The 13,235-nt window shown below is 47.3% G+C and carries 9 protein-coding genes; 7 read left to right on the top strand and 2 right to left on the bottom strand.

Annotated features, from left to right (window positions below; translation table 11 throughout):
- Nucleotides 1–180 precede the first annotated feature (180 nt).
- From AC2204_RS06485 to AC2204_RS06470, 4 genes are all read left to right on the top strand, one after another.
- The gene (locus AC2204_RS06485) at nucleotides 181–1,689 is read left to right on the top strand and encodes a fumarate hydratase (protein WP_318924675.1); all 1,509 of its coding nucleotides are present in this window, start codon (nucleotides 181–183) and stop codon (nucleotides 1,687–1,689) included.
- A gap of 364 nt (nucleotides 1,690–2,053) precedes the next feature.
- Nucleotides 2,054–3,103, top strand: a complete 1,050-nt coding sequence (locus tag AC2204_RS06480; protein ID WP_318924674.1) for an efflux RND transporter periplasmic adaptor subunit — start codon at nucleotides 2,054–2,056, stop codon at nucleotides 3,101–3,103.
- Between the two features lies 1 nt (nucleotide 3,104).
- Nucleotides 3,105–4,193: an efflux RND transporter periplasmic adaptor subunit gene (locus AC2204_RS06475; protein WP_318924673.1), complete on the top strand. Its 1,089-nt coding sequence runs from the start codon at nucleotides 3,105–3,107 to the stop codon at nucleotides 4,191–4,193.
- On the top strand, nucleotides 4,193–7,261 hold the full coding sequence (locus AC2204_RS06470; RefSeq protein ID WP_318924672.1) for an efflux RND transporter permease subunit: 3,069 nt from the start codon (nucleotides 4,193–4,195) through the stop codon (nucleotides 7,259–7,261). The genes AC2204_RS06475 and AC2204_RS06470 overlap by 1 nt, the downstream gene beginning before the upstream one ends.
- Nucleotides 7,262–7,345: 84 nt before the next feature.
- Here AC2204_RS06470 and pyrC read toward each other — a convergent pair whose 3' ends face one another.
- Together pyrC and AC2204_RS06460 are read right to left on the bottom strand one after the other, a co-directional pair.
- Entirely contained in the window at nucleotides 7,346–8,374 is a 1,029-nt protein-coding gene (gene pyrC / locus AC2204_RS06465; RefSeq protein WP_318924783.1) for a dihydroorotase, read from the bottom strand.
- A gap of 251 nt (nucleotides 8,375–8,625) precedes the next feature.
- Nucleotides 8,626–10,629, bottom strand: a complete 2,004-nt coding sequence (locus AC2204_RS06460; protein ID WP_318924671.1) for a methyl-accepting chemotaxis protein — start codon at nucleotides 10,627–10,629, stop codon at nucleotides 8,626–8,628.
- Between the two features lie 367 nt (nucleotides 10,630–10,996).
- Here AC2204_RS06460 and hinT point away from each other — a divergent pair, with 367 nt between their 5' ends.
- From hinT to AC2204_RS06445, 3 genes are all read left to right on the top strand, one after another.
- A complete protein-coding gene (gene hinT / locus AC2204_RS06455; protein WP_318924670.1) occupies nucleotides 10,997–11,347 on the top strand; it encodes a purine nucleoside phosphoramidase in 351 nt (116 codons plus the stop codon).
- 126 nt (nucleotides 11,348–11,473) lie between these two features.
- A complete protein-coding gene (locus tag AC2204_RS06450; protein ID WP_318924669.1) occupies nucleotides 11,474–12,838 on the top strand; it encodes a COG3014 family protein in 1,365 nt (454 codons plus the stop codon).
- Nucleotides 12,838–13,224 carry a YcfL family putative periplasmic lipoprotein gene (locus AC2204_RS06445; protein ID WP_318924668.1) on the top strand — a complete coding sequence of 129 codons (387 nt, stop codon included), beginning with the start codon at nucleotides 12,838–12,840 and terminating at the stop codon, nucleotides 13,222–13,224. The genes AC2204_RS06450 and AC2204_RS06445 overlap by 1 nt, the downstream gene beginning before the upstream one ends.
- Nucleotides 13,225–13,235 lie beyond the last annotated feature (11 nt).

The following is a 13,235-nucleotide window of genomic DNA, read 5'->3' as shown; positions in this document are numbered from 1 at the left end:
GACTCATCAAGGACATGTGCCATGAGGATCATGGCTGAGTGGCGGCATTGTTCACAGTATTGCCTAACCCTACTGGCAGCGTAAGAATAATGTGAATCACTGGCCCTGCACTGGAAGTCTGCTGTAAGGGATACTAGAGAGCCGGGCGGCATGGAATGAGAATAATCAACGAGGGCAATTATGACCGTAATCCGTAAACAAGATGTGATTAGTAGTGTGGCGGATGCGCTGCAGTATATTTCATATTACCACCCGCTGGATTTTGTTCAGGCCTTGGAAAAAGCTTATAACAAAGAGCAAAACCAAGCAGCGAAAGATGCGATTGCGCAGATCCTGATTAACTCCCGGATGTCTGCCGAAGGTCACCGTCCTCTCTGTCAGGACACCGGAATTGTGACCTGTTTTGTTAAGATTGGCATGAATGTGCAGTGGGACAGTGATCTGACTGTGCAAGAGATGATTGACGAAGGTGTCCGACAGGCATATACCAACCCGGATAACCCGCTGCGAGCCTCTGTCGTTGCGGATCCTGCGGGTAGCCGTAAGAATACCAAAGATAATACACCCGCAGTTGTACATATCGATATGGTGCCAGGCAACAACGTTGACATCCAAATTGCCGCTAAAGGCGGTGGTTCCGAGAATAAAACCAAGATGGTGATGCTGAATCCATCGGACGATGTAGCAGAATGGGTTGAGAAAACCGTTCCTCTTATGGGGGCGGGCTGGTGTCCGCCGGGTATGCTGGGTATTGGTATCGGTGGTACGGCAGAAAAAGCCGCAGTACTGGCGAAAGAATCTTTAATGGAGTCGGTAGACATCCATGAGCTTCAGGAGCGGGGGGCGCAGAATGCAGAAGAAGAACTGCGTTTAGATATTTATAACCGTGTAAATAAGCTGGGTATTGGCGCGCAGGGCTTGGGTGGCTTAACCACCGTGGTTGATGTGAAAATTAAAACGGCGCCGACTCACGCAGCCTCTAAACCCGTTTGTATGATCCCGAACTGTGCGGCGACTCGTCACGTACACTTTACGCTAGACGGTAATGGCCCGGCAGAATTAACGCCACCGAAGCTGGAAGACTGGCCAGAAGTGACCTGGGAAGTGGGCGAGAATGTCCGTCGTGTCAATGTTGACGAAGTCACTAAAGCTGATGTTCAGGAATGGAAATCAGGCGAGACCGTTTTGCTGTCGGGCAAAATTCTGACTGGCCGTGATGCGGCGCATAAACGTATTCAGGATATGCTGGCGAGAGGTGAAGATTTTCCTGTCGATTTTAATAATCGATTTATTTACTACGTCGGCCCGGTTGATGCGGTAGGCGATGAAGTCGTTGGCCCCGCAGGCCCGACCACCTCAACCCGTATGGATAAATTTACCGATATGATGCTGGGTCAGGCAGGCCTTACCGGCATGATTGGTAAAGCGGAGCGTGGCCCGGCGGCGATTGAGTCAATTAAAGAGCATAAGGCAGTTTACCTGATGGCTGTGGGCGGTGCAGCCTACCTGGTTGCAAAAGCGATTAAGAAAGCACGTGTTGTCGCGTTTGAAGATCTGGGTATGGAAGCCATCTACGAATTTGAAGTTGAAGATATGCCGGTAACGGTAGCGGTTGATTCCGAGGGGACCAATGCTCACCAGACGGGACCGGATACCTGGAAAGTTAAAATTGCCGAAATGGATGCTTAGACATTAAGTGTTACATATTAATAGGAAGGAGCCAGTTGGCTCCTTTTTTATATCCAGCTTTAAATTTTAGCCCTTCTTGCGAGAATTCAATTCGAATCCCTTCCGTTTCAGACTGGAAACTGACCGTTATTATCTGCATGGTGAGCTGTCAATGTAGTCCATTTCTATGCTTTTTCTTAAATAAGAAAACCTTATTGATCTTTAAGGTATATCATTGACTACACTAATAGTTTACTGATTTTATATGCCGTACGGTTGCTATCGTCAGTCGGCAATTAAAATATTAATCGATTCACCTGATTACTGGATAAGAAGATCAAAAAAATAGAAATAATATGACAATGATAAGGATTGGGGAGAATGTATGGTGCGCGTCAAATCTGCCGCCTTGCTGTGGGTTGCCTTGCTGTTAGGTGGCTTGCTGACAGGGTGTGGTGAACAACAGGCTGAGGTTCCCGAACCGGAGTCCCGTCCGGTAAAATTACAGACCGTGTCGGTGGGTAATAATCAAACTTTTCGAACATTTCCTGCAACGGTCGAAGCGGGCGATAAAGCGGTGCTGGCATTCAGAGTCTCAGGCCAGCTGTCATCCGTTGACGTTAGTCCGGGAACAGATGTTAAGCGCGGGCAGAAACTTGCCAGCCTGAATACAGATGAGCTTTCGCTATTGGTTGAGCAGGCACAGGCGAAGTATGAACTGGCGTATGTTCAGTTTAAACGTGATGAAAAATTGCGTAAAACAAACGTGGTATCTGAACTCGATTATGACACCTCTAAAGCGTCATTAAAACAGGCTCAGGCCGCCTTGGATAGAGAAAAAGCCAATCTAAACTATGCAACATTGGTAGCACCTTATGACGGCACTTTATCACTGTCTTTGATGGAGAATCATGAATATGTTATGGCAAAACAGCCTGTGATGCATATTCAGAGTGCAGGCCTTATTAATGTCGCTTTCCAGCTTCCTGACCATTTACTGGCGCGCTTTCAAGGGCAGTATGATAGCCAGCCTAATGTCATGTTCGATGCCATTCCCGGGCAATTTTTTGCGGCCCAATTTAAAGAAATTGATACCGAGACTGATGCCAAAACATCCAGCTATAAAGTGACCTTATTTATGGAACGCCCGGAAGGGAGAAATATTCTTCCCGGTATGGCGAGTCAGGTTAAAATTGCCATTCCTAAAGGTAATTCAGGTGCTATTTCAAAGCGTGCCATCATCGAGGAAGAGAATGGTATTTATGTCTGGCACGTCGATGAAGCGGGTATTGTCCACAAAACACAAATCGAACTGGATGATAAAGGACGCGTGATTAAAGGCTTGAAGGATGGCGCCCAAATTGTTACCTCGGGGGTCAATGAATTACAAGAAGGCCAGAAAGTAAGAGCCTGGATTAAAGAGCGAGGACTGTAATATGGAAAAACTATCCTTGATTGTTTTCGCTGTAGGCTCTTTTTTGGCCCTGCAAGGGTGTGAAAAACCACAAATTGAAGAGAGACAAGTGGTACAACCCGTGGCGGTGATGCCTGTGGTTTTAGCAACGGCATCGCCCCAGCTAGCATATTCTGGAGTCGCTGCGGCAGCTGATAAATCGAGCCTGTCTTTTCGTATCCAGGGTGAAATTATCGAAATAGCCGTACGTCCCGGTGACTTCGTCAAAAAAGGTCAGTTGTTGGCACAGCTTGAACCGACTGACTATCGGTTAGAAGTTGACGATGCCCAGGCAAAATATAATGTTGCTGATAGCCAGTATCGGCGTTCCGCCAAACTGGTCGACAAAGGTTATTTAGCCCAGTCACAGTTTGATGAACTAAAAGCCCAGCGCCGTATAGCCCGGGCAAGGCTGAACCTCGCGACGTTACGTTTAAGCTTTACCCAGTTGAAGGCACCATTTGATGGCGTGATTTCGCGCGTACCTGCTGAGAAATTTGAAAATATTCAGGTTGGACAACAGGTTATGAATATTCATAGTGTAGATATGGTTGATATTCAAATTCAGGCTCCGGATATGATCTATTCACAAAAGACAGAGGTCGACGTTGAAGGCTCAAGACCAGGTGCCCGAATTATACTGACCAATGGTCTGGAATATAGGGCGTACCTTAAAGAGTTTACAACAGAGCCGGATCCGGCGTCAGGGTCCTTTATGGTCACCCTAACCATGCCGATGCCTGATAACATTTTTATTCTTGACGGCATGGCCGTTGAAGTTAGAGCCGATGCGGAAAAACTGAAAGTCTACTCTCGCGGTGAAGCCATTATTCCGCTGGAAGCCATCTTCAATGAAGATGGCGATGCTTTGGATCTGGATAATAAATTTGTCTGGGTAGTGGGTGCAGATAAAACAGTGAGTAAGCGCCGTATTGCAACCCATACCGTTGTTCCAGAAGGGGTTCGTCTGCAATCCGGATTGGAAGAAGGTGAACTAATTGTTGTTGCCGGAGGAAATCGCTTGCGGGATGGACAGCAAGTGACGCTGGTAGGCATGGAGGCTGGACAATAATGAAACAAGACATTGCCGCTTATTTTATCAAGAACAAGGTTGTCAGCTGGATGGTCACATTGATCTTTCTGGTTGGCGGCACCATGGCCTTTTTTGGTTTGGGAAGGCTGGAAGATCCCAATTTCACTATCAAAGATGCCATGGTGGTGACCGCCTATCCCGGCGCAACACCGCTACAGGTGGAAGAGGAGGTGACTTACCCGATCGAGAAGGCAATTAAGCAGCTTACCTATGTTGATGAAGTGAACTCCGTTTCCAGTCGCGGTTTGTCACAAATCACGGTCACCATGAAAAACAATTATGGACCTGATGATTTGCCACAAATTTGGGATGAACTTCGTCGGAAGGTCAACGACCTGAGGCCGATGTTACCACCTGGGGTGGCTGACCCGTCCATTATCGATGACTTTGGTGATGTGTACGGGATCTTGCTGGCCATTACTGGCGATGCCTATTCATATAAAGAACTGAACGATTATGTGGATTACTTTCGTCGTGAGATAGAACTGGTTGAAGGTGTTGGTAAAGTTGCGGTGACTGGCACTCAGCAAGAGCAGGTCTTTATTGAAATATCGGTGCAGCGCTTGAGTAGTTTGGGCGTTTCACTGCAAACGATCTATAACACCCTGGCGACGCAGAACCTCGTATCCAGCGCAGGGGCGGTAAAAATCGGAACGGAATATATCCGTGTCCACCCGACGGGTGAATTTACTGATGTCGATGAGCTGGGAGATTTGATCATTACCGACAATGGTGCTGAAGGTCTGATCTATTTACGTGATGTCGCAACGATCGAACGCGGCTTTAAAGAAGTACCGGATAACCTTGTTGGCTACAATGGAAAAGTGGCACTGAATGTCGGTATCTCGTTTGTGTCGGGTGTCAATGTTGTCGATATTGGTAAGGCGGTTTACCACCGCCTAGATGAACTAAAAGAGCAACAGCCTATTGGTATTGATATTGATGTTGTCTATAGCCAACCCGATGAAGTGGATAAGTCTGTTCAGGGCTTTATTATCAGTCTTGGGCAGGCGGTAGCAATTGTTATTGTTGTACTGCTGTTTTTTATGGGATTGCGTTCAGGTCTCCTGATCGGATTAATCTTAGTGCTAACAGTACTTGGTACATTCGTGTTCATGAGTATGCTGGCGATTGATTTGCAGCGGATATCGCTTGGGGCGTTGGTTATTGCACTTGGGATGCTGGTAGATAATGCCATTGTGGTTGTCGAAGGCGTGCTGATCGGGATGCAAAAAGGGCGAAGTCGGATGCAGGCGGCATCCGACATCGTAACCCAGACGAAGTGGCCACTGTTAGGGGCGACTGTGATTGCGGTGACTGCTTTTGCGCCGATCGGTTTATCTCAGGATTCGACGGGTGAGTATTGTGCGACTTTATTTAGCGTACTGTTAATTTCACTGATGTTGAGTTGGTTTACGGCGATTTCATTGACCCCATTTTTTGCCGACATGTTCTTCAAAAGTGTTAAAAACAATCCAGGAGAGGAAGAAAATGACCCTTATAAAGGTGTCTTTTTCGTAATGTACAAGAAATTTTTAGAAATGTGTATGAAGTACGCGTGGACAACCGTGATCGTTTTGATTGTGATGCTTGGCGCCAGTTTGTATGGTTTTACTCAGTTAAAACAGTCCTTCTTCCCATCCTCTACTACACCGATGTTTATGGTTGATGTGTGGTTGCCAGAAGGGACCGACATTCGTTCAACCAATGACAAATTACGCGAACTGGAAGAGTTAGTGAGTACGCAAGACAGCGTAAGTCACGTCTCTTCTAGTGCGGGTAAAGGTTCGCAGCGTTTCATGCTGACGTATGCGCCAGAGAAGAGTTACTCGTCATACGGTGAGCTAATCATCCGTGTGAATAGCTATGATGACGTGATGCCGATGATGCGTAAAATCAGTCACGAACTTGATATTAAGCACCCTGGTATTGAGTACAAATTAAAGCGGATTGAATTAGGTCCGTCGTCCGGTTCTAAAATTGAAGCGCGCCTAGTCGGCCCCGATCCAACGATTTTACGTGGCCTTGCTCAACAGGCGCTGGATATTATGCGTGCAGATCCGGGCAGCTTTAACGTTCGTCATGATTGGCGGGAACGTACAAAAATACTTGAGCCAGTCTTCAATGAAAGTCAGGCTCGTCGTTACGGTATCACCAAGGCTGATGTTGATGATCTACTGCAAATGGCATTCTCTGGCCTGTCTGTCGGTATCTATCGTGACGGCACCAATTTAATGCCAATCGTTGCACGTTTACCGGAAGCTGAGCGGGTTGATGTGAGCACGATTGAAGGGATGAAGATCTGGAGCCCGGCCATTCAAGGTTATGTGCCGCTGCAACAGGTAATACTTGGGGTAAATATTCGCTGGGAAGATCCATTAGTGGTCCGTAAGAACCGCAAGCGTATGCTGACAATTATGGCTGATCCCGATCCTTTAGGGGATGAAACCGCGGCAACCCTGCAGGCACGTATTCAGCCGAAAATTGAAGCGCTGGATTTCCCGTCGGGTTACTCGCTGGAGTGGGGCGGCGAATATGAGTCGTCGGCGGATGCGAAAGCGTCATTGTTCCAGACCATGCCCATGGGCTACCTGTTCATGTTCTTAATCACCATCTTCCTGTTCAACAAAGTGAAAGAAGCGGTGATCGTATGGGCGACAGTACCGCTGGCAATAATTGGCGTCACAACGGGTTTGTTGCTGTTGAATACCCCGTTTGGCTTTATGGCACTGTTAGGTTTCTTGAGCCTGTCTGGCATGCTGGTCAAAAACGGTATCGTACTGGTTGATCAGATTGAAATTGAAATCAGCGGCGGTAAAGAGAAGTACCAGGCCGTGGTTGATGCGGCAGTGAGCCGCGTGCGTCCGGTATGCATGGCGGCAATTACAACAGTACTTGGTATGATCCCGCTGTTGCCTGATGTGTTCTTTAAACCCATGGCGGTAACGATTATGTTCGGGCTGGGCTTTGCGACAGTACTGACATTGGTCGTTGTGCCTGTACTGTATCGAATGTTTCATAGTTTAAAGCTCCCTCAGGAACAATAATCCGGGTTGTGATGTATCGAAATAACAAAAGGGCTCTTGAACGAGCCCTTTTTAATTTGGATTTGGTATGTCCATCAATATGGCTTAAATGACTTTCCACGCGATGGTTTCACCGGCACGAATAGGCACCACCTCATCGTTACCGAATGCCATCGTCTCGGGTACCGTCCAGCTTTCTTTCGTCAGCGTAATGGTATCGGTATTACGGGGCAGGCCGTAGAAATCAGCGCCGTTAAAGCTAGCAAAGGCTTCCAGATTGTCCAGCGCTCCGGCGTTTTCAAACACTTCAGCGTACAGCTCTATGGCTGCATGGGACGTGTAAGAACCCGCACAACCGCAGGCCGATTCTTTGCGGCCCTGTGCATGGGGGGCCGAGTCTGTCCCCAAAAAGAATTTAGGGCTACCGCTGGTGGCGGCTGCAACTAATGCATGCTGGTGGACGTTACGTTTTAGGATCGGCAGGCAGTAGAAGTGAGGACGAATACCGCCAACCAGCATGTGATTGCGGTTAAACATCAGATGATGCGCGGTAATTGTCGCGCCGACATTAGGCCCGGCGTTTGTCACAAACTCTACCGCATCCGCTGTCGTAATGTGCTCAAGCACCACTTTTAAATCAGGGTACTGCTCAACAATCGGTGCCAGTACCGTTTCAAGGAAGACGGTTTCACGGTCGAAGATATCGATATCGTGAGTAGTCACTTCACCGTGAACAAGTAGAGGCATGCCGGCTTCTTGCAAGGCTTGCAGGGCTGGGCGAATATTATCGACAGAAGTGACACCTGAATCTGAGTTTGTCGTTGCGCCTGCAGGGTAAAGTTTTGCCGCGTAGATATGACCGGAGGCTTTTGCTTTGTGAATTTCTGCAGCGGTTGTGTTGTCGGTGAGGTAGAGGGTCATCAATGGGGAGAAATTGCCTCGGGGGCCTTGGGCAATAATACGTTCGCGGTAGGCTAGTGCAGCGTCTGTATCAGTGACCGGAGGAACCAGATTCGGCATGATTATCGCTCGTCCCATATACCGGCTGATGTCACGAACCGTGTCTTTTAGTACGTCGCCATCACGTAAATGTACATGCCAGTCATCAGGACGTGTAATAGTAATCGTTGTCATCATTGCTTCCCTCCCAAAAAATTCGCCCGATTCTAAAATCATCCACATAGTAAGTAAAGGTCAATGATCAAACAAGCTATCTAATTGATGATTAAAAGCGCAATCGTTTGCAGCTGGTGAGGAGAATTCCGTGGGGAATAATTAAGCCAGCGATTATTGCTGGCTTAATAAGCTTACCGGGAGCGGGGGTGGACCTCTGTGTGCCTTTGTTTTGCCTGGAATTTAAACCGGCTCTTCCTAGCCTATTGCCCCTACAACTTAAAGCGATGTACCAATGTATTTTGCTGGCTAGCCAGTTCATCCAGTTTTGTGCTGGCTTCGGCGACTTCTTCCATTGAACTGAAGTTTGCGTCAGCAATATGGCTGATATCTTCCAGACTGCGGGCAATGGAGCCTGTGGTGCTTTGCTGCTCTTCTGCTGCTTGTGCAATCTGAGCGCTCATCTGGCTGATTTCCATAATGATGGCCTGAACTTCTTCCATCGCGCTGTTAGCCTCAGAGGCTTGCGAAATACTGTTTTCCATTTCGGTAACACAGCTCTGCATGACCGATACGGCCTGACCTGAACTGGACTGCAGACTCTGGATCATATTTTCAATTTCAGAGGTTGAGTCAGTGGTACGTTTAGCCAGTACCCGTACTTCATCGGCAACGACAGCGAATCCTCGGCCCTGATCACCGGCTCGTGCGGCTTCGATTGCCGCATTCAGTGCCAGCAAGTTAGTTTGATCGGCAATGTTGCGAATAACATCCAGTATAGAGCCAATGTTACTGCTCATTGCCTGAAGCTGTGAAACAACGTTAACGGATTCGTCCAAGCGTTCAGAAAGCTGATGAGTTGTATTGATATTACGGCTCATCACTTCACGGCCTGTGGCTGATGCCTTTTCTACCTCATGAACCCTTTCCATGGTGTTTTGTGCGCTGTGCGAGACATCGGTTACCGACTGTTCCATTTCTGTCATTGCCGTGGCCACAGACGCGGTTTGCTGGCGTTGTTCATTGAGGCGATTCTTGGCCTGGGTGGTGGTGGTCTGGTTTTCAGCCGCAACAGTGGTCAGATCTTCTGAAGCCTGGCTGAGTTTCCCCAGTATTTCTTGTAAATTATCAGCCAGGGTATTGATATGACGGCTTAACTTATCGAATTCAATAAAATTGTTATTGTCGATCCGCTGGGTCATGTCGCCATCAGTCAGGGCTTCCAGAGCTTTCAATGTTGATTCAAGCGGCTTGCGAACACTACCGGCCAGATACCAGCCAATAAAAATTGCAAGCAGGGTAACGCAGACCCCGATAAGCACAGCATTTGTGTAGCTCTGATCGTAAGCTGTGTTGGCCGTCTCAATGGCGGTATCCATTTGAGTGTTTGCCTGGGATCTGAAGTTATCTAACAGTCCCATAGCCTGGTCAATTTCTGCGGCTAGGGTTGCAATATTGTCGTAAAGTCGGTTCCTGGCGTCAATATATTCAAAGTGAAGATCAAGTACGCCTCCTTTTTTACCGATATCCTGGGTATATTGCTCGACCGTTTTATCAAAAATAGTTTTCAAAGCCGGGAGCTGGGCAGACAGGCCGCGATAGCTAAAACCAAGGTGATTGACACTTTTTTTATTGGATTTAACGGCGGCAGCAATTTTTTCAATGTCGTCGGTAGCAAGGGCGTCAGAGGTGGCAGTTTCAGTTTGTTTGAGTTTGATAAAGTAGCTTTTTGCCATCATTTTGACAGAAATATTATCTTGATCGTCAATGTACTCCTTCATGCGAACGCTAAGTTCGGTGTGCAGCCGCTGAAAACGGCGTGCCGACTGCAGTCGCTCTTCCTGAGCCAACAACTGTGTGCGGTAGTTGGTCATCGCAGTATGCGCTTCGGTGAAATAACGTTCTTCTAAAGCGAGCAGGTTGCTAAGGTGTGCGCTGAGCTCCGGATTACTTTCGGCAGATTTTACCAGTTGATCACGCGCATCGCCAAAGGCTTCATGAGCTTGGGTGAAATTGGCTTCGTAGGTTTGCATTCGGACGGGATCTTGACTGGTCAGAAAATCCTTAAAGATCTTATCAGCAGCAAGAAGTCTGACGCTGGTCTGGTTGGTTGTTGATACTAATGGGAGCGCATCTGTAGTGACAGATTCTAATTGTTGATGAATGCGGCTTGTTCCATCGAGCATCAGAACGATTGTCGCAGCCATAAGCCCGACCATCACCGCAAACCCGGCGTACATACGCCGTATGACAGAGGCTTGTCTCATTGTATTCATAATGTCCCTAAAAAATAGCAAAAGGCGAGCAGCAGCAATATGCTCACGATAATAATGGTACGAAGCTTGGCTGTTGTTAATGGAGCCTTGCAAAGAGTGTGAGGTCTAAATTTTAAGCCGTAAATTAAGTGACATAAACCTGACACTATTGACTCAATTATTACTTTAATATCCTGTGTCGGAAGCCCGTAATAATGCTTAATGATAATTTAAACCATAGTGCACATACTTTGACGGCTGCATCAAAAAAAAAGCCGCATGCTAAATATTTATCTAGAATCAGGGTTTAAAACGATGTTCAATATTGCTCTCTGAGACGGACTCAAGCATACTTTATCTCAAAGGTAAAAATGAAATGGAGCTTGATATGGCAGAAGAAACTATCTTCAGCAAAATTATTCGTAAGGAAATTCCAGCCGACGTGTTGTACCAGGATGATCTGGTTACTGCATTTCGTGATATTAACCCGCGTGCGCCAAGCCATATCTTAATTATCCCCAACAAACTGATCCCGACGGTGAATCAGATTGAAGCTGATGATGAGCTTGTGATGGGGCGGCTGTTTACCGTCGCACGAAAGCTGGCAGAAGAAGAAGGTGTTGCTGAAGACGGTTATCGCTTAATTGTTAACTGTAACCCTCATGGTGGCCAGGAAGTGTACCATGTTCATATGCATTTACTGGGTGGCCGTCCGTTGGGTCCAATGTTAGTTGGTTAACACGTCTCTTATCTTTGAGTAAGTGCTTATTAAGTAAAGTCTGAGTATATTAAGGTACTTCTTTAATTGCTCAGGCTTTTTCATAGGAAAGTGGTCATTAACTCAATACTTAAACATGCTGTCGTCGTGCTACTTTCTCTTAGTCTGCTGGCCTGTGCCAACCTATCCACCCAGAGTCTGTTTAGCCATTACAGTGCCGCAAATGCTGATGCACATCAGGCCATGCTGCAAGGGCTTTACACCCAAGCAGCAGAAGCATTACCTGATGCACCGGCAGGCGATATTCTTGATGGTATGGAACGCGGCAGGGTTCATTTTGTCGCAGAACAATACCCCATTAGTTTTGCCTCATTAAAACATGCCGATATGGCGGTTAAAGAGCAGCAGCGTCAGGCGACGATTCAGCTCTCTGAAGGAATGAACCAGGCTGGTGCCTTACTCACCAATGACAATATGATCACCTACCAGCCTGCTGATTATGAATTAGGTTTTTTGCACCTCTATTTAGGGCTTAACTACCTGCAACAGAAAAACCTGGAAGGGGCGCTGGTAGAGGTTCGTCGAGCTAACTTGGTCCAAGAGGCGGCTCGAAAACAGCGTGAGGCAGAATTGCTGCGTGCAGAAAAAGAAGTCAATCGTCAAGGTATCAACGATAACATTGGGTCGGTACTGGCTCGCTATCCTGCTGCGGGTAAAAAACTAGGCGCGGTGCAGAATGGTTATCTGTTTTATCTGTCTGGGGTGTTGTATGAAGCCAATGGTGATCTGAATAGTGCCTATATTGATTATAAGCGGGCTTTAGCGGTCGCACCGGGCAACACCTATATGGCTAATACAGTTCTTCGAGTAGCAACCGTTATGAATATGACGGGTGACTTAAAAACCCTCGAAGCGCGTTACGGTAAGTATACCAAGCCCGCATCGAATCAAGGCCGGATCATTATTTTTGATGAGCAGGGAGTGGTTCAGGCTCGAGACGGTTGGCGCTTGCCGCTGTGGTTGTACGACAGTCGCGGTGACGGGGTAATTTATAATCTGGCATTGCCATATTACCCCATTGTAACAATGCCACGACTTGCACCGTTAAAACTGGAGAACAAAGCGGTGCGGGGAGCGCAGGTGGCCGATGTGAATGCCATGGCAAAGAATAGCTTGAATGAAGCGTTGCCTGCCATTGTGGCTCGACAGGCGCTGCGCGTATTAGCGAAAAATGAAGTTCGCAAAACCGCTGCGAGTAAAGGAAACGATGTAGGTAATATACTTGCAAATATTTTCAATACACTGACGGAACAACCAGATACGCGTAGTTGGCAGTCTTTACCTGCCAGTGTTGAGGTTTTCCATACCGATTTAGCGGCTGGTACGTATGGCTTGAGTTGGAATGGACGACAGTTAAATATAGATATTAAAGCCGGACGAACCACAATGGTTTGGGTGTCTCGACAAGGAGACCAAGTCAGCTGGTGGTCGGCGCTGTTAGGAGGAATCTAATGAGATATATCTCAATATTGCTAGTTGCTGTAATTTTAACGGCATGCACCACTACAACCTCGGGGATCAGTATTGAAAGCAGTAACCAGAATGTGGTTATTGGTAATTCATCGCTGGCAAGCCGTGTCGCGGTTGAAAGGGCCATTGTCGGTGACGTTAACGGTCTGATGAAAGCCGGGGTCCCGGTAACCAGTCAGGTTAGCAATGATATGAAATTGCAATACCGTTTTTATTGGTATGATGCTCAAGGGTTAGAAGTGGATGGCAGTGATGCGCCATGGCGGCAATTTGTACTGCATGGCAAGGATACAATGACCCTGCAAGCCATTGCAAGAAGCCCGAAAGCAAAGCAATACCGTATTTATATTCGTCAAGCAAATTATTAATCACAACCCTT

It is taken from the genome of Photobacterium sp. (assembly GCF_057456235.1).
The sequence above is the reverse complement of the archived record's forward strand: the minus strand, read 5'-3'. Positions and strand labels throughout refer to the sequence as shown.